Origin of the sequence: Stutzerimonas frequens (genome assembly GCF_024448335.1) — a bacterium.
GTDB classification, from domain to species: Bacteria; Pseudomonadota; Gammaproteobacteria; order Pseudomonadales; family Pseudomonadaceae; genus Stutzerimonas; species Stutzerimonas frequens.
In genome coordinates this window covers 23,367-45,593 of the sequence record NZ_JAMOHM010000015.1, presented here as the reverse complement: position 1 = coordinate 45,593, position 22,227 = coordinate 23,367, and the positions used below count along the sequence as shown (strand labels likewise).

Here is a 22,227-nt window from a genome sequence, read left to right as displayed (position 1 = left end):
TAGACTCCTGATTTTCAGCTCAGGAGCGCCAAATGCTCACCCATCTCGATTCGCAAGGCCGCGCCAGCATGGTCGACGTCACCGACAAGGCCGTGACGGCGCGCGAGGCCGTGGCCGAGGCACGCGTGCGCATGCTGCCGCAGACCCTGCAGATGATTCAGCAGGGTGGCCATCCCAAGGGCGACGTATTCGCCGTGGCACGCATCGCCGGCATCCAGGCGGCGAAGAAAACCCATGAACTGATTCCGCTCTGTCATCCGCTGCTGCTGACCAGCATCAAGGTCGAGCTGCAGGCCGATGGTGAAGACAGCGTATTGATCCGCGCGGCCTGCAAATTGGCGGGCCAGACGGGGGTGGAGATGGAGGCGCTGACCGCTGCCAGCGTTGCCGCATTGACCATCTACGACATGTGCAAGGCCGTGGACCGCGGCATGGTGATCGATGGGGTGCGGTTGTTGGAAAAACTCGGCGGCAAGAGCGGACATTGGCAGGTGCAGGCATGATTTCGATTCAGTTCTTCGCCCGATATCGGGAAACCCTTGGCAGCGATGGCGAGCGCATCCAATGGGATGAGTCGCTCGGCAGCGTGGATGACGTCCGCCGACATTTGTTGGCGCGCGGCGGCGTCTGGGAGGTGCTCGGCGAGCAGAATCTGATGTGCGCGCGCAATCAGGAGCTGTGTGGCCTAGAGGAAGCCGTTGTCGATGGCGACGAGGTGGCCTTCTTTCCTACCGTGACCGGAGGTTGAGCATGGCGGTTCGTGTTCAACAGGGCTCGTTCGATCCCGGCGCGGAGCTTAACGCGCTGCACGCCGCCAACCTGGGCATCGGTGCGGTGGCCGGCTTCGTCGGCTATGTGCGGGACTTCAATGACGGGCAGGATGTGGCCGGCATGTTTCTCGAGCATGCGCCCGGCATGACGGAAAAAGCGCTGGAGAAGATCGTGCAGGAGGCCGAGCATCGCTGGCCACTGCTGCGCCTGGATGTGCTGCACCGCGTTGGATCGCTGGAGCCTGGCGAGCCGATCGTGTTCGTCGGTGCGGCCAGTGCCCATCGCGACGCCGCCTTCGACGCCTGTCGCTTCGTCATGGACTACCTGAAAACGCGCGCGCCATTCTGGAAGAAGGAAAGCACCGCGGCCGGGCCACGCTGGGTAGAGGGCCGTGCCAGCGATCAGCTGGCAGTCGAGCGCTGGAACGAGAAGAGCTGAGCCTTCAGTAGAAGGTGATGTACATCTTGAAGGCCAGCGTCGAGAACATGGTGAGGATGCCTAGGCTCAGCAGTCCGACGCCCCATTGTTTGTCCCGGTAGTTGAAGCCCACGCAGAGTAGGACAAAACCGACGACGATGAGGGTCAATAACCAGTGCATGCTGTCCATCGGTGATCCTCCTGATTCGATACCTGGATACTACTTTAGTCGCTTCGAGTCAGAAGCGGCCTGACCCAGGTCATCGGTGCCAGTCGCCGGCTCGCCTGGGCAGGCTCCGGGCAGCAAGGGGTTCAGCGCGAGCGGGGGACGGGCGCAAGCAGTTCCGCCGGCGGCATCTCGCACTGGATCTTGCGGCCGATCAGTGCCTCGATGGGCGGCAGAGCGAAGGCGTCGTCCTCGCCAGCGAAGCTGATGGAGGTGCCGCTGGTGCCGGCGCGGCCGGTCCGGCCGATGCGGTGCACGTAATCGTCCGGGTCTTCCGGCAGGGTGAAGTTGATCACATGGCTGATGCCATCGACGTGAATGCCGCGACCGGCGACGTCGGTGGCCACCAGCACGCGAATCTTGCCCTCGCGAAAGCCCTCCAGCGTGCGGATGCGCTTGTGCTGCGGGACGTCGCCGGACATCTGCGCGGCACTGATGCCGTCCTTGGTCAGGCGTTCCTCGATGCGTCGCACTTCGTCCTTGCGGTTGGCGAATACCATCACCCGCGTCCAGTCGTTCTGGGTAATCAGGTTGTACAGCAGCTTGTACTTGTCGCTGCCCGCTACGGCGTAGACGTGCTGCTCGACGGTATCGCTGGCGACGTTCTCTGGTTCGATCTCGACCACGGCAGGGTTGGTGGTCCATTGCTGTGCCAGGTTCATCACGTCGTCGGTGAAGGTGGCGGAGAACAGCAGGGTTTGACGTTCGCTCTTGGGCGGGGTCTGCCGGATGATCTGGCGGACCTGCGGGATGAAGCCCATGTCGAGCATGCGGTCGGCCTCGTCGAGGACCATCACCTCGACCATGTCCAGGTGCACCTCACCGCGCTGGTTGAAATCCAGCAGGCGGCCGGGGGTGGCAACGAGGATGTCGCAGTAACGCGATTCCAGCTGTTTGAGCTGCTTGTCGAAATCCATGCCGCCGACAAAGCTCATCACGTTGAGACCGGTGTACTTGGTCAGGTCCAGCGCATCGTTGGCGATCTGCACCACCAGTTCGCGAGTCGGAGCGATGATCAGTGCGCGTGGCTCGCCCATGTAGCGGTCTTTCGGTGGCGGCGTCTCGAGCAACTGGGTAATGGTGGAAATCAGAAATGCGGCGGTCTTGCCCGTGCCGGTCTGGGCGCGACCGATGGCGTCCCTTCCAGCGAGTGTGTAGCCGAGCACCTGAGCCTGGATCGGCGTGCAATAAGGGAAGCCCAGGTCGTGAATGGCGTGCATCAGCTCTGGCGCGAGCTTGAAGTCATGGAAGCGGGTCTTGCCTTCGGCCGGTTCGACCACGAAGTCTTCCAGCTTCCAGGCCGGGGCGGCGGGTTTGGGCGGTTTGCTGCTGCGCTGGCGGCGTGGCTTTTCAGCGGTGCGCTGGGTGGCTTGCGGCTTGGGTTGGGCTTCGTTCGTCGCGACCTGCTGGATCACGGGGTCGGTTTGCCGTTCGTGGCTGGCAGATGCGGCACCAGTCGTTGTGGCGGCCCGCTCGTCCGGGGCCTTGCCAAAGATTTTCTTGAGTGCTTTGAGCACGGTCTTCTCGTCGTCGAAATGGGAAAGAATCGCGCGTCAGTGTAATGCAAGACGCAAATGTGGCGAAGCCTCCCGCCTGGCACGGGCGGCCGACGTGGTAGGCGGTCGGACGATGGCAGGTGAGAAGCGGCGCGCTGCCACGGATAGTCGCACGTCCAGCTTCCTCTGATGCGCCTGGTCAGCCAAGACGTTCAGCGAGCCAGGCGCCGATGTCGCGAATTTCCTCCGGCAGCACTTCATGGCCCATCGGATAGTCGTGCCATGCCGCGGTGACACCTGCGTCCTGCAGGGTTTGAAAGGCGGCGCGGCCCATCGCCATAGGCACGACATCGTCGCGGCTGCCGTGCAGGCACAGTACCGGATACTGCAGTGCGGCAGAGGCGAACGCCAACGGCTCGGTAAAGGTGGGCGCGTAGGTCGAAAGCGCGATGACGCCGCCCAGCGGTCCCTGCCAGCGTAGAAACGCTGTGTGCAGGACGACCGCACCGCCCTGGGAGAAGCCGGCCAGGAAGATGCGTGCCGGATCGATCCCGGCATCGCGTTGCGCCTCGAGCAACGAGATGACCTGTTGTGCTGAAGCTTCCAGCTGGTCACGGTTGATCGCGCGGGCCGGGCTCATGGCAAGGATGTCGTACCAGCTTGGCATGCTCCAGCCGCCGTTGATGGTCACCGGACGCGTCGGCGCCTGTGGCAGGACGAAGCGCGTGCTAAGCAGCCGTTGTTGCAGGGCTTCGGCAACCGGCAGGAAGTCGTAACGGTCGGCGCCCAGGCCGTGCAGCCAGATGACGCAGGCGTCGGCGCTGTTGGACGGCTCGAGAATCAGCGGGGTAGTCATGGATCGGCTCCGGTCTGGGTACGGTTGCCTCTTCTTGGGGCGCTCTGTCCGCCGCCTGTGAGGAAATAGCGCGAGGTTACCCGCTACGGCGTGACGTTAGAACCCGGGGTGGTACGTCGGCGGGCGTTCCCGGCGAACTGGTACGCCGCTTGCTTTGTGCTGCCTGCTCTTAAGGGATCGGCCTGCAGGGGCGAGTCGAGGCAATGACAAACAACGTTGCCGTTCATCCATGGGCGACTAGACTCAGGTCAGGCTGGCACCGCTTCGTTTGGCCCGTCGGTACATCGAAGTGGTCCATGGCCCGAACCCGAGAATAAGAAAGCAAACTGGAGGTTTCGATGATTAGGGTGAAATCCACACTGGCTGCGCTGGGTGCTGCGTCACTGCTGGGTATGAGCGGGTTGGCGCAGGCAGGGGCGACCCTCGATGCGGTGCAGAAGAAGGGATTCGTGCAGTGCGGCATCAGCGATGGCCTGCCAGGGTTTTCGTTCGCCGACGCCAAGGGCCAGTACCAGGGGCTCGATGTTGATGTCTGTCGAGCAGTTGCCGCCGCGGTGTTCGGCGACGCGAGCAAGGTCAAGTACAGCCCACTGACCGCCAAGGAGCGCTTCACCGCGCTGCAGTCGGGCGAGGTGGACATGCTGTCGCGCAACACCACCTGGACCAGCTCGCGAGATGCAGCGATGGGGTTGAATTTTACCGGCGTGACCTACTACGACGGGCAGGGCTTCCTGGTAAACAAGGAACTCGGCGTCAAGAGCGCCAAAGAGCTTGATGGCGCGACTGTCTGCATTCAGGCCGGCACCACCACGGAGCTGAATCTCTCCGACTATTTCCGCGCCAACGGCCACAACTACACCCCCATCACCTACGACACCTCTGATGAAAGCGCCAAGTCGCTGGAGTCCGGGCGCTGCGACGTGCTCACCTCTGACCAGTCCCAGCTCTATGCCCAGCGCATCAAGCTGGCGAAGCCTGATGACTATGTCGTATTGCCTGAGGTGATATCCAAGGAGCCCCTTGGCCCGGCGGTTCGCCAGGGCGATGAGGAGTGGTTCGATATCGTGCGCTGGACGCTGTTCGCCATGCTCAATGCCGAGGAACTGGGTGTCACCTCGGCAAACGTCGAGGAGAAGGCCAAAAGCACCAAGAATCCGGACGTTGCCCGCCTGCTGGGTGCCGAAGGTGAATATGGCAAGGACCTGAAGCTTCCGAAGGACTGGGCGGTACAGATCATCAAGCAGGTCGGTAACTATGGCGAGATCTTCGATCGCAACGTCGGTGCCGGCAGCGAGCTGAAGATCGAACGCGGCCTCAATGCCCTGTGGAACAACGGCGGCGTGCAGTACGCCCCGCCGGTACGTTGAGCGAGCGGGGCCGGCTATACCGGCTCCGTTACCAGAGGGAGAAGTATCACCGGTGCGCACAACGCGCCGGTGATGCGGTATGAGGACATTCGATGCGAACCATCGACAATCCCCGCCCGGCGGGCGGATCGCTTCTGCATGATCCGCGAGCGCGGGCCTGGCTATTTCAGATTCTGGCCGTCATCGCCGTGGTGGCATTCGGTTGGTACCTTTTCCATAACACCCAGACCAATCTCGCCCATCGCGGCATCACCTCCGGCTTCGGCTTTCTCGACAACGCTGCCGGCTTCGGCATTTCCCAGCATCTGATCGACTACAGCGAGAGCGACAGCTACGGTCGCGTATTCTGGGTCGGGCTGCTCAACACCCTGCTGGTCAGCGTGATCGGGATATTCCTGGCCACGATCATGGGCTTCATCCTCGGCGTGGGGCGGCTCTCGAGCAACTGGCTGATCCGCCAGCTGGCGACGCTCTACATCGAGATATTCCGCAATATCCCGCCATTGTTGTTGATCTTCTTCGTCTATTTCGCAGTGATCAGCCCATTGCCTGGGCCACGCAACAGCCTGAGCCTGTGGGACGCCGTATTCGTCAACAACCGTGGCGTGCAGATGCCGGCACCCAGCGCCGCCGAGGGCTTCTGGGCGTTCTGGCTGGCGCTGTTGGTGGCGTTGGCCTCGGTGGTCATGCTCAGCCGTTGGGCCCGCGCCCGACGCCATGCCACGGGCCGCACGTTTCCGGTGTTCTGGACCAGCCTCGGGCTGTTCATCGCCATACCCTGGTTGGTGACGCTCGTTGCCGGGGCACCGTTCAGCTGGGAAGTGCCCGAGCTGCAGCGCTTCAATATCCGTGGTGGCTGGGTGGTGATACCGGAGCTGGTGTCGATCGTGGTGGCGCTTTCGGTCTATACCGCTGCATTCATCGGCGAGACCGTGCGCGCGGGTATCCAATCGGTCAGCCATGGCCAGACCGAGGCCGCCGCGTCCCTCGGCCTGCGTCCGGGACAGGTGCTGCGGCTGGTCATCGTGCCGCAGGCGCTGCGGGTCATCGTGCCGCCCTTGACCAGTCAGTACCTGAACCTGGCGAAGAACTCGTCGCTCGCGGCGGCGATCGGCTATCCGGACATGGTCTCGCTGTTCGCCGGTACGGTGCTCAACCAGACCGGGCAGGCCATCGAAACCATGGCCATCACCATGAGTGTCTATCTGGCCATCAGCATCAGCATCTCGCTGCTGATGAACTGGTACAACAAGCGCATTGCGCTGATCGAGCGGTGAGCGCATGACCATTCATTCCTTCAAGCCCGACCTGCCGCCACCGACGATCAGCATCGGTGCGCTCGGCTGGCTACGGGCCAATCTGTTTTCCAGCTGGATCAATACCCTGCTGACGCTGGTAGGCCTATACCTGCTCTGGCTGGTTGTGCCGCCGGTACTCGAATGGGCCATCTTCAAGGCCGACTGGACCGGCGAGACGCGCGCCGATTGCAGCCGCGAAGGCGCCTGCTGGGTGTTCGTGCAGGCTCGCTTCGGCCAGTTCATGTACGGCTTTTACCCCACGGAGCTGCGCTGGCGGGTCGATGCGGCGGCATGGTTGGCGATCATCGGCGCGGCGCCGCTGTTCCTGCGGCAGATGCCGCACAAGCTGCGCTATGGGCTGGGCTATCTGCTGGTCTATCCGCTGCTGGCCTACTGGCTGCTGCACGGCGGATTCTTCGGGCTGCAGACGGTGCCGACCAGTCAGTGGGGCGGCTTAATGCTGACGGTGGTGATCGCCGCGGTGGGCATTGCCGGTGCCTTGCCGCTGGGCATCCTGCTGGCGCTCGGGCGACGCTCGGACATGCCGGCCATCCGGGTGCTCTGCGTGACCTTCATCGAGTTCTGGCGCGGCGTACCGCTGATCACCGTGCTGTTCATGTCGTCGGTGATGCTGCCGCTGTTCCTGCCCGAAGGCATGAACCTCGACAAGCTGTTGCGGGCGATGCTGATGGTGGTGTTCTTCGAGGCTGCCTATATCGCCGAGGTGGTGCGCGGCGGCTTGCAGGCGATCCCCAAGGGGCAGTACGAGGCGGCGGCCGCCATGGGCCTTGGCTACTGGCGCAGCACGTTGCTGGTGATCCTGCCGCAGGCGCTGAAGCTGGTCATTCCGGGCATCGTCAACACCTTCATCGCCCTGTTCAAGGACACCAGCCTGGTGATCATCATCGGCCTGTTCGACTTCCTCAACAGCATCAAGCGCGCTACGGCGGACCCGGCCTGGCTGGGTATGTCCACCGAAGGCTATGTGTTCGCCGCGCTGGTGTACTGGATGTTCTGTTTCGGCATGTCCCGCTATTCCATGCGCCTGGAGCGCAAGCTGGACACCGGCCACAAGCGTTAGGAGTGAAATATGAATGATTCAATCGCGCAGGCCGGGCAGGCAAGCGAGCCGGTCATCCGCATGCAGGGCGTGCACAAGTGGTTCGGCCAGTTCCATGTGCTCAAGGACATCAACCTTTCCGTGCGGCAGGGCGAACGCATCGTGCTGTGCGGGCCGTCCGGATCGGGCAAGTCCACCACCATCCGCTGCCTGAATCGGCTGGAGGAGCATCAGCAGGGGCGGATCGTCATCAATGGTGTGGAGCTGACCAGCGATCTCAAGCAGATCGAGGCGATTCGCAGTGAAGTCGGCATGGTCTTCCAGCACTTCAATCTGTTTCCGCACCTGACCGTGCTGCAGAACTGCACCCTGGCACCGATGTGGGTGCGCAAGCTGCCGCGCCGGCAGGCCGAGGAGATCGCCATGCATTATCTCGAGCGCGTGCGCATTCCCGAGCAGGCCAACAAGTTTCCCGGTCAGCTCTCCGGCGGCCAGCAGCAGCGGGTGGCGATCGCCCGGGCGCTGTGCATGAAGCCGAAGATCATGCTGTTCGACGAGCCGACTTCGGCGCTCGACCCGGAGATGGTCAAGGAAGTGCTGGACACCATGATCGGTCTCGCCGAAAGCGGCATGACCATGCTCTGCGTGACGCATGAAATGGGCTTCGCCCGCACCGTGGCCGACCGGGTGATCTTCATGGATAAGGGGGAGATTGTCGAACAGGCCGAGCCGGAGGTGTTCTTCACCAACCCAGTGAACGACAGGACCAAGCTGTTCCTCAGTCAGATCCTGCATTGAAGAGCGGCAGGTCTCCGAGCGGAAACAGTCGCCCTGTTCCGGCATCCCGCCTAACCTCCGGTTGACATCGGTCATGGGCGGACATCCGGCGATAGCCTGTAATCGTCGCATCCCATCGCGTCCGGGGCGTCGGCATGTCGAAGCGCAGAACCTGTGGTGTCATTCGTTCGCTACAGTTAGCAGTCGCCTGGCTGCTGGCGTGCGCGCTGGTCGCCTCGGCACAGGCAGAGGCGCTCTGGACACCGGCGGACATCGCGCTTTCCCGTCATGTGCCGCGTGAGGCCGAGGCAACTGATTCGCCCGCTTATGAAGCCGATCCGCTGGGGCTGATCCTCGTGGTCGAGGCCGGCGGCTCGCATGTCACCATTCTCGATGGCGAAAAGCTCGAGCCCATCCACTACTTTGTCACGCGAGGTGTGCATGGCAGCCCCTGTTTCACTCGCGATGGGCGCTTTGTGTTTTTCGTATCCCGCGATGGCTGGGTGACCAAGTACGATCTGTGGACGCTGACGGTCGTCGCCGAAGTGCGTGCGGGTCTGGACAGCAGCAATATCGCCATTTCCCCTGCCGGCGACCACATTGCCGTGGCTAATCTGCGGCCCCATGCGTTGGTGCTGCTCGATGGAGAACTCAACCTGCTCAAGGTCCTGCCGACCCTCGACCACAAGGGCGAGCGCAGCTCGCGGGTGTCGGCGGTCTACGGTCTGCCGGCGCGTCGGTCGTTCATCGTTGCGATGAAGGACATCGCCGAGCTGTGGGAGGTCAGCTATGACCCTGGCGCCGAGGATATGGCGATCGGTCTGGTGCATGACTTCCAGTACCGGGAGGGGACGTTCGTTTCCGGTTATCTCAACCCCCGGCGGATCGAGCTGGATGGGCCGTTGGATGACTTCTTCTTCAACCCGGAGCAGGCCGAGCTGTTCGGCGTGTCGTCCCAGGGCGAGGTGGAGGTCGTTCATCTGGATGCGCGTCGGCGGATCGGCCGGTTGCCCATGCAAGGGCACCCAGACATGGCATCGAGTGTCGCCTGGCGGCGCGACGGCAGGTTGCTGATGGCCAGCACCGGTCAGGTGTCGCCCGAAATCGCGGTGATCGATCCGCAGCAACGCGCGCTGGTACGACGTATCGCTCTGAAGGGGCCTGGGCGCTTGCTCACGGCTCACGAGAACAGCCGGCATCTGTTGGTCGTTTCGACGATGCCGGCCGACTCTCGGCAGGTGCTGCAGGCGATCGACCGCGAGACGCTGGAAGTGGCGCGCGAATTCCTGGCCGAGCCGGAGGCGACACTGGCTCATGTCGAATTCTCACGAGATGGCCGCCATGTCCTGGTCAGCCTGCAGCGCGACGAGGGAGCGCTGATCGTTCTCGATAGCCACGCCCTGGCCGAGGTGAAACGCCTGCCGATGAAACAGCCGGTCGGCCAATACGGCGTCTGGAGGGGAGTCAGGCTTCAGGGTGGCGCGCGCTAGCCAGCGGCCGGCTCGCGGTCGATTCCGTCATCGGTCCTGGCGGGCTGGGCGTGGGCTCGCGGGGCAGGTTGCGGCTTTACGCTGGTCGTCGGGTCCAGCTGTCAGCACGGCTCCGGACTTGCAGCGGGTCGCTGCCCCTTGCCCATCGTCATGAGCTAGAATACGCGCCCCGACTGCTCCCCCTCCGAGGCTGTTCCGACGATGTTGATCCTGCGCGGCGCTCCCGCTCTTTCCGCCTTCCGTCATGGCAAGCTCCTGGCACAACTGACCGAGAAGGTCCCCGCCGTCAGCGGGTTGTACGCCGAGTTCGCCCATTTCGCCGAGGTTTCCGGCACGCTTGATGCGGATGAGCAGCACGTACTGACCCGCCTGCTGAAGTACGGACCCAGCGTGCCGGTACAGGAACCCGCCGGTCGGCTGTTCCTGGTAGTGCCGCGTTTCGGCACCATCTCGCCCTGGTCGAGCAAGGCCAGCGACATCGCCCACAATTGCGGCTTGGAGAAGATCCAGAGGCTGGAGCGGGGGATCGCCTACTACGTGCAGGGTGAAATCTCCGACGGCGACGCCAAGCTTGTCGCTGCCGCGCTGCACGACCGCATGACCCAGCTGGTGCTGGGCCGCTTCGAGGAGGCCGCCAACCTGTTCAGCCATGCCGAGCCGAAGCCGCTGGCGGCGGTCGATGTACTCGGCGGCGGCCGCGCCGCGCTGGAGAAGGCCAACGTCGAACTGGGCCTGGCCCTGGCCGAGGACGAAATCGATTACCTGGTACAGGCCTTCACCGGACTGGGGCGCAACCCGCACGATATCGAGCTGATGATGTTCGCCCAGGCGAACTCCGAGCACTGCCGGCACAAGATCTTCAATGCCAGTTGGGACATCGATGGCGAGAGCCAGGAAAAGTCCCTGTTCGGCATGATCAAGAACACCTACCAGCTGCACAACGAGGGCGTGCTGTCGGCGTACAAGGACAATGCCGCGGTCATCGTCGGCAACGTCGCCGGGCGCTTCTATCCGAATCCTGAGACGCGCGAGTACGCGGCCAGGCAGGAGCCGGTGCATATCCTGATGAAGGTGGAAACCCACAACCACCCGACCGCCATCGCGCCGTTCCCCGGGGCTTCCACCGGCTCGGGCGGCGAGATTCGCGACGAGGGTGCCACTGGCCGCGGCGCCAAGCCGAAGGCCGGCCTTACCGGTTTCACCGTATCCAACCTGAACATCCCAGGTTTCGAGCAGCCCTGGGAAAAGCCCTACGGCAAGCCCGAGCGCATCGTCACCCCGCTGGACATCATGATCGAGGGTCCGCTGGGCGGCGCCGCGTTCAACAACGAATTCGGTCGGCCGGCGCTGACCGGCTATTTCCGTACCTTCGAGCAGGCAATCAGCACCCCGTATGGCGAGGAAGTGCGCGGCTACCACAAGCCGATCATGCTTGCCGGCGGCATGGGCAACATTCGCGAAGAGCATGTGCAGAAGGGTGAGATTTCGGTCGGCGCCAAGCTGATCGTCCTCGGCGGCCCGGCCATGCTGATCGGCCTGGGTGGCGGTGCGGCATCGTCGATGGCCACCGGTACCAGCTCGGCTGATCTGGACTTCGCCTCGGTACAGCGCGACAACCCGGAAATGGAGCGTCGCTGCCAGGAAGTCATCGATCGCTGCTGGCAGATGGGCGAGCAGAACCCGATCAAGTTCATTCACGACGTGGGCGCCGGCGGCCTGTCCAACGCCTTCCCCGAGCTGGTCAACGATGGCGGCCGCGGCGGCCGTTTCGAGCTGCGCAACATTCCCAACGACGAGCCGGGCATGGCGCCGCTGGAAATCTGGTGCAACGAATCCCAGGAGCGTTACGTGCTTTCGGTCGATGCGGCCGATTTCGAACGTTTCAAGGCCATCTGCGAGCGCGAGCGTTGCCCGTTCGCGGTGGTCGGCGAGGCCACCGAGGAAGCGCATCTGACTGTCGCCGACAGCCATTTCGGCAACAAGCCGGTGGACATGCCGCTCAACGTGCTGCTCGGCAAGGCGCCACGCATGCACCGCAGCGCCAGCCGCGAAGCCGAACTGGGCGATGACTTCAATGCCGCGGCGGTCTATCTGGACGAAGCCGTGGGCCGCGTGCTGCGCCATCCTGCGGTGGCCAGCAAGAGCTTTCTGATCACCATCGGTGACCGCAGCATCACCGGCCAGGTGGTCCGCGACCAGATGGTCGGTCCATGGCAGGTGCCCGTGGCGGACTGTGCGGTAACCGCCGCCAGCTTCGACGTCAATTGCGGCGAGGCGATGGCAATGGGCGAGCGCACCCCGCTGGCACTGCTCGACGCTCCGGCCTCCGGACGCATGGCCATCGGTGAGACGCTGACCAACCTGGCTGCCGCTTCCATCGAGAAGATCTCCGACATCAAGCTGTCGGCCAACTGGATGGCCGCAGCCGGGCATCCGGGGGAGGATGCACGCCTGTACGACACCGTGCGTGCCGTTGGCATGGAACTCTGCCCGCAGCTGGGCATTACCATTCCGGTGGGCAAGGACTCGATGTCGATGAAGACGCGCTGGTCGGAAGAGGGCGCCGAGAAGAGTGTGACGTCGCCGCTTTCCCTCATCGTGTCTGGCTTTGCTCCGGTCAGCGACGTTCGCCGTACGTTGACGCCACAGCTGCGCCTGGACAAGGGGGCCACCGACCTGATCCTGATCGACCTCGGTCGCGGGCAGAACCGCCTGGGTGGATCGATTCTCGCGCAGGTCTACGGCAAGCTCGGTCGGCAGGTGCCGGATCTCGACGATGCCGAAGACCTGCGCGCATTCTTTGCCGTCATTCAGGGGCTCAACGCCGATGGGCTGCTGCAGGCCTATCATGACCGTTCCGACGGCGGCTTGCTGACTACCGTGTTGGAAATGGCGTTCGCCGGTCACTGTGGTCTGAATCTGAATCTCGATGGTCTGCTGGATGATGCCGATGACGTGCCAGCCGTGCTCTTCAACGAAGAGCTGGGTGCGGTCATTCAGGTACGCCAGGATGACACCGAGATCGTGCTCTCGCAGTTCAGCGCAGCCGGCCTCGGCGACTGCGTCGCGGTCATCGGGCAGCCCGCCAACAATGGCTATGTCTCCATCAGGCTGGCCGGCAACGAGGTGTTCAGCGGCGACCGTCGCCTGCTGCAGCGCCAGTGGGCCGAGACCAGCTACCAGATCCAGCGCCTGCGGGACAACGCCGAGTGCGCCGACCAGGAGTTCGACGCGCTGTTGGAGGAGGACAATCCCGGCCTCAGCGTCAAGCTGGGCTTCGACGTCAACCAGGATATCGCCGCGCCCTACATCAAGCGCGGTGTGCGCCCGCAGGTGGCGGTGCTGCGCGAGCAGGGCGTCAACGGTCAGGTCGAGATGGCAGCGGCGTTCGACCGGGCCGGGTTTGCCGCGGTCGACGTGCACATGAGCGACATTCTCTCCGGTCGCGTCAGCCTCGAGGCGTTCAAGGGCCTGGTCGCCTGCGGCGGTTTCTCCTATGGCGACGTGCTGGGTGCCGGCGAGGGCTGGGCCAAGTCGGTCCTGTTCAATGCGCGCGCGCGCGACGGCTTCCAAGCCTTCTTCGAGCGCAAGGACAGCTTCGCCCTGGGTGTGTGCAACGGCTGCCAGATGATGAGCAACCTGCACGAGCTGATCCCGGGAACCGAGTACTGGCCGCACTTCGTGCGCAACCGCTCGGAGCAATTCGAAGCGCGCGTGGCAATGGTCCAGATTCAGGACTCGCCGTCGATCTTCCTGCAGGGCATGGCCGGCTCCCGCCTGCCGATCGCCATCGCTCATGGCGAAGGCCATGCGGAGTTCGAAAGCGAGGAGGCCATGTTGCAGGCTGATCTCTCCGGTACCGTGGCGCTGCGCTACGTCGACAACCATGGCAAGGTCACCGAGCGCTATCCTGCCAACCCGAGCGGCTCGCCGCGGGGCATAACGGGTCTGAGCAGTCGTGATGGTCGTGTAACCATCATGATGCCGCACCCCGAGCGGGTGTTCCGCGCCGTAACCAACTCCTGGCGTCCGGACGAATGGCAGGAGGACGGCGGCTGGATGCGCATGTTCCGCAATGCTCGTGTCTGGGTTGACTGATCACGCTTTCGACCCGAGCCCTGCAAGCCCGCTGATCGCCGATCAGCGGGCTTTTCATTTGGACCAATGTCTATGAACCGCGGGTCCTGCTCGGCGTCTGAGCTATGACGCGCAGCACCTTTTGTGCGGTGCGTGGCTGGCAAACTGCCATCTATCTCGTCTGGCCACGCGCCAGGCTTCATGCGCACGGAGAGGTCGATGTACAAACTGTGTTTCTATGTTCCGGAAAGCCATCTGGAAGCGGTCAAGAAAGCAGTGTTCACAGTAGGTGGCGGTCGAATCGGTAGTTATGACAGCTGCTGCTGGCAGACGCTGGGGCAGGGGCAGTATCGGCCGCTGGAGGGAAGTCAGCCTTTTCTGGGCCAGACCGGACAAGTGCAGCACGTGGCCGAATGGAAGGTCGAGATGGTGGTCGCCGACGAGCTGATTCACGACAGCGTCAAGGCGATGAAGAAGGCTCACCCCTACGAAACACCAGCGTTCGATGTGTGGCGTCTGTCCGATATGCAGTTCTGATCGGGGGGAGAGCGCCCCCCGCCGTTATTGGATGTTGCCTGGATGGGTCAGGGCCGTATCTCGATCAGCGTGCCGTCCTTGACCAGCGACCAGATTTCCCGCATATCGCTGTTGCTCAGGGCGATGCAGCCTTCGGTCCAGTCGAGGGTGTGGAAGAACCACTCGGGATACTCCTCGTCGAGTGGCGTGCCATGCAGCATGATCATGCTGCCCGGCGGCACTCCTTCCTCCTGCGCGCGTGCCAGGTCGCGGGCGTTGGGGTAGGAGATGTGCATCGACAGGTTGTATTTGTCGCTGGTCTTGCGCCAGTCGATCCAGTAGAAACCCTCGGGCGTACGCATGTCGCCTTCACGCAGCTTCGCGCCGCGTGGCTGCTTGCCCAGCGAGACGCGATAGCTCTTGAGCGTCTGGCCGGCGCTGACCAGATGAAGTTGGCGTTCCGACTTGACCACCAGCACCTTGTCAATGGAGGAGCCGCCCAGGCTGGGTGTCGTGTTGGCGTAGGACATCGCAGTGAAGGTTAGGCAGAGCAGGGTGAACAGCCAGCGCATCGAAACTTTCCCGTGGAAAACTGCATCAGACCTGTATTGCCGTCATGCCGTACCGAACATCAACTTGCCCGGTCGCGCTGCCTGAGGCCGGAGACGGCTTCGTTACGTACCGGGAAGGTCTGCTGCACCCGGTCGGTGAAGAAGCATTCTAGGGTACGGCCAATGGTCGGAAAAGCCAGCTCGGACCAAGGGATGTCCTGCTGATGAAAGAGTTTCACCTCGAGACTCTCGTCCCCGGCACAGAAGTCCAGATCGACCAGCTGCGCGCGAAAGAACATGTAGACCTGATTGATATGTGGCAGATCGAACAGGGTGTACAGCTGCAGGTCCCTGACTCTTGCGCAGGCTTCCTCGAGCGTTTCGCGCGCAGCAGCCTGTTGTATCGTTTCGCCGTTTTCCATGAAGCCGGCCGGCAGCGTCCAGTACCCGCGTCTGGGTTCGATCGCGCGCCGGCAGAGCAGCACCTGGTCGTCCCAGATCGGCACGCAACCGGCAACGATGCGTGGATTCTGGTAGTGCACGGTCTGACAACTATCGCAGACGAAGCGCGGTCGGTTGTCACCGTCCGGGACGCGGATCAGGACCGGGTTGCCACACTGGTTGCAGTACTTCATGGAAGAATTCCTGTCGATTACGGCAAATCTTGGGCCGTCCGCGGTAATTCAGCAAGGAAGCCACGAACCACCGTGAGACTGATCTCCCATGAGCCTGTTCGTCCGGCACCATGACTTTTCCGAGGTCTTGGGCCGTTGCGCCTTTCATGCCATGATGCCGGTCAAAGACGAAACGAGACTATTCATGCTGGACACAATACTCCGACGGGTGCGTGGCTATTCTCCGCATCTCTTGGCGCCGGAGGGTTGCCTGCCCGAGGCGGCCGTGTTGATGCCGATCACTCGCAGCGAATCGCCGGAACTTGTGCTGACGCTTCGAGCCGCGGGCCTCTCCACCCACGGCGGCGAAGTGGCATTCCCCGGCGGGCGCCGTGATCCGGAGGACCGTGATCTGCTAGAGACGGCGCTGCGCGAAGCCGAGGAGGAGGTGGGGCTTGCTCCCGGCATGGTGGAGGTGGTCGGGCCACTCAGCAGTCTGGTTTCGGTGCATGGAATCCATGTCACGCCGTATGTCGGACTGGTACCGGATTATGTCGAGTATCGGGCCAACGATGCTGAAATCGCCTCGGTCTTTTCGGTGCCGCTGGAGTTCTTCTGCCAGGACCCGCGCGAGGTCACTCACCGGATCGATTATCAGGGGCAGAGCTGGTACATCCCGTCCTATCGTTTTGGCGAATATCAGATCTGGGGGCTGACGGCGATCATGATCGTCGAACTGGTGAACGTCGTTTACGACGCTGGTATCGAGATGCGCCGCGCGCCGGCGGCGTTCGTCGATCTGTCCGGACGCAGCAGGCCCTGACCCGGCCCCGGTGCGGGCCGACTATTCAAGCTGACTGAGAGGTAATGCCGTGAAATACCGTCTGGGAGAGTCGCGTGTGGATGCCCATCCGCAGAGCTGGGTGGCACCGAACGCTACGCTGGTGGGCAAGATCCGGCTCGATGCCGGCGCCAGCGTCTGGTTCGGCGCGGTGTTGCGCGGCGACAACGAGCTGATTCACATCGGCGAAAACAGCAACGTCCAGGACGGCAGCGTGATGCACACGGACATGGGCCATCCGCTGACGCTGGGAACTGGCGTGACGGTGGGGCACAACGCCATGCTGCATGGCTGTACGGTGGGTGACTACAGCCTGATCGGCATCAACGCCGTGGTGCTCAACGGGGCGAAGATCGGCAGGCATTGCATCATTGGCGCCAACACCCTGATTCCTGAAGGCAAGGAAATCCCCGATGGCTCGCTGGTGGTTGGTTCACCAGGCAAGGTTGTGCGGGAGTTGACCGAGGAGCAGAAGAAGATGCTCGAGGCCAGCGCCGCTCATTACGTGCACAACGCGCAGCGCTACGCGCGCGATCTGGAGCCGGATGAGTGAGTCTTCAGGAAAAACCGGTAGCCTCCCCCTGCGTCAGCCTCTGTGCGCTGGATGACGACGATCTGTGCGTCGGCTGCCAGCGCAGTTCCGATGAGATTCGCCGCTGGGGGCTGATGGACAATGAAGAGCGGCGCCAGGTGCTGCGCCGTTGCAACGAGCGGGCCCGTCTCGGTGGCCAGCTGATGTAGGACGCCGATGGCGTTGATCGACCTTCACAAACGACGAGGAACTCCATGCCAACGATAGGCACCCCGCTGTCTCCCAGCGCCACGCGCATCCTGCTCTGCGGCTGTGGAGAGTTGGGCAAGGAGCTGGTCATCGAATTGCAGCGTCTCGGCGTTGAAGTGATCGCCGTGGATCGCTATGCCAATGCCCCAGCGATGCAGGTTGCGCATCGCAGCCATGTGATCGACATGCTCGATGGCGCAAAACTGCGTGCCGTGATCGAACAGGAGCGGCCGCATTACATCGTGCCGGAGATCGAGGCTATCGCAACCGCCACGCTGGTGGAGCTGGAGGGCGAAGGCTATACGGTGATCCCGACGGCCCAGGCGGCGCAGCTGACGATGGACCGTGAGGGGATTCGTCGTCTGGCCGCCGAGGAGCTGGGGCTGCCTACCTCGCCCTATCGCTTTGCCGACTCGCTGGATGAGTGCCGTGCCGCGGCGCTGGCGCTGGGCTTTCCGTGCCTGATCAAGCCGGTAATGAGCTCTTCGGGCAAGGGTCAGTCCGTGCTGCGCAGTGTCGAGGATATCGAGGCGGCCTGGGACTATGCGCAGGCCGGCGGTCGCGCTGGGCGCGGTCGGGTCATCGTCGAGGGTTTCATCGATTTCGATTACGAGATCACCCTCCTGACGGTGCGGCATGCCGGCGGCACCAGCTTCTGCGAGCCGGTCGGGCATCGACAGGAAAAAGGCGACTATCAGGAGTCCTGGCAACCGCAGCCCATGACACCGGCGGCGCTGGCCGAGGCGCAGCGTATCGCATTGGCCGTGACCGATGCACTCGGTGGCCGCGGGATCTTCGGTGTCGAACTGTTCGTCAAGGGCGACCAGGTGTGGTTCTGTGAGGTATCACCGCGGCCTCACGACACCGGGCTGGTCACGCTGGTCTCGCAGGATTTGTCCGAGTTTGCGCTGCATGCACGCGCGATCCTCGGCCTGCCGATTCCGGTCATTCGCCAGCTGGGTCCGGCAGCGTCGGCTGTGGTGCTGGTGGAAGGGGAGTCGACTCAGGTGAGCTTCGGTAACCTCGCGGCGGTGCTGGCCGAGCCGGATACCGGGCTGCGTCTGTTTGGCAAGCCTGGCGTCAGCGGTCAGCGCCGCATGGGCGTGGCGCTGGCACGAGACGTCGCCATCGATGCGGCTCGGCAGAAGGCACTGCGCGCGGCAGCAGCGGTGAAGGTAGATCTCTGAGTACGGCGGAGCCGGCCTTGCGCCGCCTCCTTAGTCTGTTTGCTGCTCGGTCGATGGCGTCGCGTTGATGGTCCAGGCGCGCACGCTTTTCACCCGATTGTCGGCCGCCTGGAGGATCTCCAGGCGATAGTCGCCGATCTGCAGGCAGATGCCGCTGTCGGGGATGTGTTCCAGGGCTTCGGTGATCAGGCCGTTGAGCGTCTTGGGTCCGTCGCAGGGTAGTTGCCAATCCAGCGCTCGGTTTACCTCGCGGATGTAGGCCGCGCCATCGATCACCAGCGTGCCGTCATCCTGAGGATGGATGTCCGGGCTGCGCAAGGCGTCCTGATTGCTGAACTCGCCGACGATCTCTTCGAGAATGTCCTCGAGCGTGACGACGCCGCGGACATCGCCATACTCATCCACGACGATGCCGATCCGTCGCTTCTGTTTCTGGAAGTTCAGCAGTTGAGTCGACAGCGGCGTGTTCTCCGGCACGAAATAGGGTTCGGTGCAGGCGGCGAGCAGGCTCTCCTTGGTCAGCTGATCATGACTGAGCAGGCGAGCAATCTGTCGCATATGGACGATGCCTTCGATCTGATTGATGTCGTTGCGGAAGACCGGCAGGCGGGTGTGTGGGGTGGTGCGCAGCTGGCTGATGATCGCTTCCAGATCATCGTCCAGATCGATGCCGGTGACCTCGTTTCGCGGGATCATGATGTCGTCGACGGTCACCCGCTCCAGATCGAGAATGCCCAGCAGCATGCTCTGCCGGTTCAGCGGCAGGTCACTGCCGGATTCGCGGACCACGCTACGCAATTCCTCGGTGGAAAGACTGTCATTGCCCTTGTTGGACAGGTCTACGCCAAGCAGCCGGAGCAGGCCATTGCTTACCCAGCCGAGCAAGGCGACCAGCGGATAGAGGACCTTCTGCAGCATCAGCAGCGGCAGGCTGACCGGATAGGCGATGATCTCTGGGCGCAGTGCGGCCAGGGTCTTGGGTGTGATTTCTCCGAATACCAACAGAACGATGGTCAGGCCGATGGTGGCGATGGCGATGCCGGCTTCCCCCCACAACTGCATGGCGAGCACGGTGGCAATGGAGGAGGCGAGGATGTTGACGAAGTTGTTGCCGACCAGGATGGTGCCAAGCAGGCGGTCTGGATGGGCCAGCAGGCTGCTGGCGCGACGGGCGCCCTTGTGTCCTTCCTTGGCTTGATGCCTCAGTCGATAGCGGTTGAGGCTGAGCATGCCGGTCTCGGAGCTGGAGAAGAACGCCGAGCACAGCAGCAGAAATACCAGTAGGCCGAGCAGAAAGCCGGGATGTAGATCTTCCACGAGTTGGCCTGTTCGTCAGATGTGCAGGATGAATTCGCGGACCAGCTTGCTGCCGAAATACGCCAGCATCAGCAGGCAGAAACCAGCTAGTGTCCAGCGGATCGCCTTATAGCCACGCCAGCCGAGCTGGTGTCGTCCCCACAGCAGCAGCCCGAAAACCACCCAGGCAACCACCGAGAGCAGTGTCTTGTGGACCAGATGCTGAGCGAAAAGATCGTCGAGAAACAGCCAGCCGGACACCAGGGAGGCGGACAGCAGCCCCCAGCCCGCCCATAGAAAACCGAACAGCAAGCTTTCCATGGTCTGCAGGGGAGGGAAGTTACGGATCAGTCCTGACGGGTGCTTGTGCTTGAGATGGTGGTCCTGCAGTAACAGCAGCAAGGCCTGGAATACGGCAATGGTCAGCATGCCGTACGCGAGTATCGAAAGGAGGATGTGCGCCAGTATTCCCGGTTCTTCGGCGATCGCTGGCGCAGTGCCGGATGGCGCGAACTGGGCAAAGAGTACGGTCAGGCAACCCAGGGGAAAGAGCAGCAGGAGCAGGTTCTCCACCGGCATCCGGTGGAGAGCCAGAAGGATCAGCAGGATCACGGCGGCGGCAATCAGGCTCGAAGCCGTGAAGAAGTCCAGATGCAGGCCGCTGGGGGAGATGAGCTGGACGAACAGGCTGACGCTATGGGCGAGCAAGGCGAGTACGCCGGCGGCCAGCAGCAGCCGTTTGTCCGGGACCGCACGCTGCGCCAGACGCAGACTTTGGTAACCCGCGGCGCCAGCGTAGAGAACGGCCGCAGCGAGGCTGGGTAGCAGAGGAAGCATAGGTTCCGGTAACGAGCTCGAAAGGTCGTGAGTGTGGCACAAACGCCGGGGGCACAAAAGTCGCGTCGGGGTACGGATCGCCGCAGCTGGCGTCACTGTTTCATTCGCAGCAGGCTGCAGCGGGTGCCACATTATCGAAAACCGCGGCGATCGGGGTACCGGCCCGATGCTTCCATCTTCTATAATCGCGCCCTTCAGCACATCCAGCGTGGAATGGCTCATGTTCGAAAACCTAACCGATCGCCTCTCACAAACGCTTCGCCATGTCACGGGCAAGGCCAAGCTGACCGAGGACAACATCAAGGACACCCTGCGTGAGGTGCGGATGGCCCTGCTCGAGGCCGACGTCGCGCTGCCGGTGGTCAAGGAGTTCGTCAATCGGGTCAAGGAGCGCGCAGTCGGCACCGAGGTATCGAAGAGCCTGACGCCGGGGCAGGCGTTCGTGAAGATCGTCCGCGCCGAGCTGGAAGAACTGATGGGCGCCGCCAACGAGGATCTGGCGTTGAATGTCGCGCCGCCGGCGGTGGTGCTCATGGCTGGCCTTCAGGGTGCGGGCAAGACCACGACAGTGGGCAAGCTGGCGCGCTTCCTCAAGGAGCGCAAGAAGAAGTCGGTGCTGGTGGTCTCGGCCGACGTCTATCGCCCAGCGGCGATCAAGCAGCTCGAGACGCTGGCGGGCGAAGTCGGCGTGACCTTCTTCCCGTCCGACACCAGCCAGAAGCCGGTGGATATCGCCCAGGCGGCGATTCGCGAAGCCAAGCTCAAGTTCATCGACGTGGTGCTGGTGGACACCGCGGGTCGTCTGGCAATCGATGCCGAGATGATGGCGGAGATCCAGGCCGTGCACGCCGCGATCAAGCCGGCCGAGACGTTGTTCGTGGTCGACGCCATGACCGGTCAGGACGCGGCGAACACCGCCCGTGCGTTCGGCGATGCGCTGCCGCTGACCGGTGTCGTGCTGACCAAGGTCGATGGCGATGCCCGTGGTGGTGCAGCGCTTTCCGTGCGTCATGTGACCGGCAAGCCGATCAAGTTCCTCGGCATGGGTGAAAAGAGCGACGCGCTGGAGCCCTTCCATCCAGATCGAATCGCTTCCCGCATCCTCGGTATGGGCGACGTGCTCAGCCTCATCGAGCAGGCCGAGCAGACACTGGATCGCGAGAAGGCGGAGAAGCTCACCAAGAAGCTGAAGAAGGGCAAGGGCTTCGATCTCGAAGACTTCCGCGATCAGCTGCAGCAGATGAAAAACATGGGCGGGCTGGGCGGCCTGATGGACAAGCTGCCCTCCATCGGCGGCGTCAACCTGTCACAGATGGGGCATGCCCAGGGTGCGGCGGAGAAGCAGTTCAAGCAGATGGAAGCGATCATCAACTCGATGACGCCAGCCGAGCGGCGCAACCCGGACATCATCAGTGGCTCGCGCAAGCGACGTATTGCCATGGGCTCCGGCACTCAGGTGCAGGACATCGGTCGTCTCATCAAGCAACACAAGCAGATGCAGAAGATGATGAAGAAGGTTACCGGCAAGGGCGGCATGGCCAAGATGATGCGCGGTATGGGCGGCATGTTCCCCGGCGGCGGGATGCCCAAGTTCTAGGTCTGTGGCTGCGATTGCGCAAGATTGGCGCCAGCGCTGGCGCACGCCCGTGTCCGGCGCGCTGGACGGCTGCGCGCCTCTAGCAAAAGAGTTTGCAAAATTCCCGGCATTCCTTAAAATGTGCGGCCTTTCGGGCCCAGGCCCATTTTAAGTGTGTGCCTTAAGTTAGCAC

The 22,227-nt window shown here is 63.1% G+C and carries 22 protein-coding genes; 15 read left to right on the top strand and 7 right to left on the bottom strand.

What is annotated here, in order from left to right; genetic code table 11:
• The first annotated feature begins 32 nt into the window (after positions 1–32).
• Genes moaC through moaE form a run of 3 tightly spaced genes read left to right on the top strand, consistent with a single transcriptional unit; the run spans position 33 to position 1,209 of the window.
• Complete coding sequence (gene moaC / locus NAO55_RS17785; protein ID WP_102840656.1) at positions 33–503, top strand: cyclic pyranopterin monophosphate synthase MoaC; 471 nt, start codon at positions 33–35, stop codon at positions 501–503.
• Positions 500–748 carry a MoaD/ThiS family protein gene (locus NAO55_RS17780; protein WP_102840657.1) on the top strand — a complete coding sequence of 83 codons (249 nt, stop codon included), beginning with the start codon at positions 500–502 and terminating at the stop codon, positions 746–748. Before moaC ends, NAO55_RS17780 begins: the two co-directional genes overlap by 4 nt.
• Positions 749–750: 2 nt before the next feature.
• The gene (gene moaE / locus NAO55_RS17775; RefSeq protein ID WP_102840658.1) at positions 751–1,209 is read left to right on the top strand and encodes a molybdopterin synthase catalytic subunit MoaE; all 459 of its coding nucleotides are present in this window, start codon (positions 751–753) and stop codon (positions 1,207–1,209) included.
• Between the two features lie 4 nt (positions 1,210–1,213).
• On the opposite strand, the gene NAO55_RS17770 is transcribed toward moaE, so the two are convergent.
• The 3 genes from NAO55_RS17770 to NAO55_RS17760 form a co-directional block, all read right to left on the bottom strand.
• Entirely contained in the window at positions 1,214–1,369 is a 156-nt protein-coding gene (locus NAO55_RS17770) for a hypothetical protein (protein WP_162621546.1), read from the bottom strand.
• Between the two features lie 131 nt (positions 1,370–1,500).
• Entirely contained in the window at positions 1,501–2,931 is a 1,431-nt protein-coding gene (gene rhlB, locus NAO55_RS17765; RefSeq protein WP_102840659.1) for an ATP-dependent RNA helicase RhlB, read from the bottom strand.
• Positions 2,932–3,109: 178 nt separating this feature from the next.
• Positions 3,110–3,766, bottom strand: coding sequence for an alpha/beta hydrolase (locus NAO55_RS17760; protein ID WP_102840660.1), 657 nt, complete (start codon positions 3,764–3,766; stop codon positions 3,110–3,112).
• Positions 3,767–4,104: 338 nt separating this feature from the next.
• Between NAO55_RS17760 and NAO55_RS17755 the strand changes: the two genes are divergently transcribed.
• From NAO55_RS17755 to NAO55_RS17725, 7 genes are all read left to right on the top strand, one after another.
• Complete coding sequence (locus tag NAO55_RS17755; protein WP_102840661.1) at positions 4,105–5,133, top strand: amino acid ABC transporter substrate-binding protein; 1,029 nt, start codon at positions 4,105–4,107, stop codon at positions 5,131–5,133.
• 92 nt (positions 5,134–5,225) lie between these two features.
• The gene (locus NAO55_RS17750; protein ID WP_102840662.1) at positions 5,226–6,410 is read left to right on the top strand and encodes an amino acid ABC transporter permease; all 1,185 of its coding nucleotides are present in this window, start codon (positions 5,226–5,228) and stop codon (positions 6,408–6,410) included.
• Positions 6,411–6,414: 4 nt separating this feature from the next.
• Entirely contained in the window at positions 6,415–7,512 is a 1,098-nt protein-coding gene (locus NAO55_RS17745) for an amino acid ABC transporter permease (RefSeq protein WP_102840663.1), read from the top strand.
• 9 nt (positions 7,513–7,521) lie between these two features.
• On the top strand, positions 7,522–8,289 hold the full coding sequence (locus NAO55_RS17740; RefSeq protein WP_102840664.1) for an amino acid ABC transporter ATP-binding protein: 768 nt from the start codon (positions 7,522–7,524) through the stop codon (positions 8,287–8,289).
• A 134-nt stretch (positions 8,290–8,423) separates the two neighbouring features.
• Entirely contained in the window at positions 8,424–9,758 is a 1,335-nt protein-coding gene (locus NAO55_RS17735) for a cytochrome D1 domain-containing protein (RefSeq protein WP_102840665.1), read from the top strand.
• A gap of 201 nt (positions 9,759–9,959) precedes the next feature.
• Positions 9,960–13,856, top strand: coding sequence for a phosphoribosylformylglycinamidine synthase (purL, locus tag NAO55_RS17730; protein ID WP_102840666.1), 3,897 nt, complete (start codon positions 9,960–9,962; stop codon positions 13,854–13,856).
• Between the two features lie 198 nt (positions 13,857–14,054).
• On the top strand, positions 14,055–14,372 hold the full coding sequence (locus tag NAO55_RS17725) for a YqfO family protein (RefSeq protein WP_102840667.1): 318 nt from the start codon (positions 14,055–14,057) through the stop codon (positions 14,370–14,372).
• 47 nt (positions 14,373–14,419) lie between these two features.
• On the opposite strand, the gene NAO55_RS17720 is transcribed toward NAO55_RS17725, so the two are convergent.
• Positions 14,420–14,923 carry a L,D-transpeptidase family protein gene (locus tag NAO55_RS17720; RefSeq protein ID WP_102840668.1) on the bottom strand — a complete coding sequence of 168 codons (504 nt, stop codon included), beginning with the start codon at positions 14,921–14,923 and terminating at the stop codon, positions 14,420–14,422.
• 59 nt (positions 14,924–14,982) lie between these two features.
• Positions 14,983–15,537 carry an NUDIX hydrolase gene (locus NAO55_RS17715; RefSeq protein ID WP_102840669.1) on the bottom strand — a complete coding sequence of 185 codons (555 nt, stop codon included), beginning with the start codon at positions 15,535–15,537 and terminating at the stop codon, positions 14,983–14,985.
• A 184-nt stretch (positions 15,538–15,721) separates the two neighbouring features.
• On the opposite strand from NAO55_RS17715, the gene NAO55_RS17710 reads away from it, so the two are divergent.
• From NAO55_RS17710 to purT, 4 genes are read left to right on the top strand one after another with little or no spacing between them, the layout of a single operon-like run.
• Positions 15,722–16,339: a CoA pyrophosphatase gene (locus NAO55_RS17710; RefSeq protein WP_102840949.1), complete on the top strand. Its 618-nt coding sequence runs from the start codon at positions 15,722–15,724 to the stop codon at positions 16,337–16,339.
• 49 nt (positions 16,340–16,388) lie between these two features.
• Positions 16,389–16,910, top strand: a complete 522-nt coding sequence (locus NAO55_RS17705) for a gamma carbonic anhydrase family protein (RefSeq protein ID WP_063544693.1) — start codon at positions 16,389–16,391, stop codon at positions 16,908–16,910.
• Positions 16,907–17,098, top strand: a complete 192-nt coding sequence (locus NAO55_RS17700; RefSeq protein ID WP_063544695.1) for a DUF1289 domain-containing protein — start codon at positions 16,907–16,909, stop codon at positions 17,096–17,098. The genes NAO55_RS17705 and NAO55_RS17700 overlap by 4 nt, the downstream gene beginning before the upstream one ends.
• A 45-nt stretch (positions 17,099–17,143) precedes the next feature.
• Complete coding sequence (purT, locus tag NAO55_RS17695; protein ID WP_102840670.1) at positions 17,144–18,325, top strand: formate-dependent phosphoribosylglycinamide formyltransferase; 1,182 nt, start codon at positions 17,144–17,146, stop codon at positions 18,323–18,325.
• 30 nt (positions 18,326–18,355) lie between these two features.
• Here purT and NAO55_RS17690 read toward each other — a convergent pair whose 3' ends face one another.
• Together NAO55_RS17690 and NAO55_RS17685 are read right to left on the bottom strand one after the other, a co-directional pair.
• Positions 18,356–19,642 (bottom strand): HlyC/CorC family transporter, encoded by a 1,287-nt coding sequence (locus NAO55_RS17690; protein WP_102840671.1) that lies wholly within the window; start codon positions 19,640–19,642, stop codon positions 18,356–18,358.
• A 15-nt stretch (positions 19,643–19,657) separates the two neighbouring features.
• Complete coding sequence (locus NAO55_RS17685; protein ID WP_063544701.1) at positions 19,658–20,458, bottom strand: cytochrome C assembly family protein; 801 nt, start codon at positions 20,456–20,458, stop codon at positions 19,658–19,660.
• Between the two features lie 220 nt (positions 20,459–20,678).
• Here NAO55_RS17685 and ffh point away from each other — a divergent pair, with 220 nt between their 5' ends.
• On the top strand, positions 20,679–22,055 hold the full coding sequence (gene ffh / locus NAO55_RS17680; RefSeq protein WP_102840672.1) for a signal recognition particle protein: 1,377 nt from the start codon (positions 20,679–20,681) through the stop codon (positions 22,053–22,055).
• Positions 22,056–22,227: the final 172 nt, after the last annotated feature.

Excerpts from the sequence above, each read along its gene's own strand:
- moaC (WP_102840656.1), top strand. The coding sequence starts at position 33 with ATGCTCACCCATCTCGATTCGCAAGGCCGCGCCAGCATGGTCGACGTC.
- NAO55_RS17780 (WP_102840657.1), top strand. The coding sequence starts at position 500 with ATGATTTCGATTCAGTTCTTCGCCCGATATCGGGAAACCCTTGGCAGC.
- moaE (WP_102840658.1), top strand. The coding sequence starts at position 751 with ATGGCGGTTCGTGTTCAACAGGGCTCGTTCGATCCCGGCGCGGAGCTT.
- NAO55_RS17770 (WP_162621546.1), bottom strand. The coding sequence starts at position 1,369 with ATGCACTGGTTATTGACCCTCATCGTCGTCGGTTTTGTCCTACTCTGC.
- NAO55_RS17760 (WP_102840660.1), bottom strand. The coding sequence starts at position 3,766 with ATGACTACCCCGCTGATTCTCGAGCCGTCCAACAGCGCCGACGCCTGC.
- NAO55_RS17755 (WP_102840661.1), top strand. The coding sequence starts at position 4,105 with ATGATTAGGGTGAAATCCACACTGGCTGCGCTGGGTGCTGCGTCACTG.
- NAO55_RS17750 (WP_102840662.1), top strand. The coding sequence starts at position 5,226 with ATGCGAACCATCGACAATCCCCGCCCGGCGGGCGGATCGCTTCTGCAT.
- NAO55_RS17745 (WP_102840663.1), top strand. The coding sequence starts at position 6,415 with ATGACCATTCATTCCTTCAAGCCCGACCTGCCGCCACCGACGATCAGC.
- NAO55_RS17740 (WP_102840664.1), top strand. The coding sequence starts at position 7,522 with ATGAATGATTCAATCGCGCAGGCCGGGCAGGCAAGCGAGCCGGTCATC.
- NAO55_RS17735 (WP_102840665.1), top strand. The coding sequence starts at position 8,424 with ATGTCGAAGCGCAGAACCTGTGGTGTCATTCGTTCGCTACAGTTAGCA.
- purL (WP_102840666.1), top strand. The coding sequence starts at position 9,960 with ATGTTGATCCTGCGCGGCGCTCCCGCTCTTTCCGCCTTCCGTCATGGC.
- NAO55_RS17725 (WP_102840667.1), top strand. The coding sequence starts at position 14,055 with ATGTACAAACTGTGTTTCTATGTTCCGGAAAGCCATCTGGAAGCGGTC.
- NAO55_RS17720 (WP_102840668.1), bottom strand. The coding sequence starts at position 14,923 with ATGCGCTGGCTGTTCACCCTGCTCTGCCTAACCTTCACTGCGATGTCC.
- NAO55_RS17715 (WP_102840669.1), bottom strand. The coding sequence starts at position 15,537 with ATGAAGTACTGCAACCAGTGTGGCAACCCGGTCCTGATCCGCGTCCCG.
- NAO55_RS17710 (WP_102840949.1), top strand. The coding sequence starts at position 15,722 with ATGCTGGACACAATACTCCGACGGGTGCGTGGCTATTCTCCGCATCTC.
- purT (WP_102840670.1), top strand. The coding sequence starts at position 17,144 with ATGCCAACGATAGGCACCCCGCTGTCTCCCAGCGCCACGCGCATCCTG.
- NAO55_RS17685 (WP_063544701.1), bottom strand. The coding sequence starts at position 20,458 with ATGCTTCCTCTGCTACCCAGCCTCGCTGCGGCCGTTCTCTACGCTGGC.
- ffh (WP_102840672.1), top strand. The coding sequence starts at position 20,679 with ATGTTCGAAAACCTAACCGATCGCCTCTCACAAACGCTTCGCCATGTC.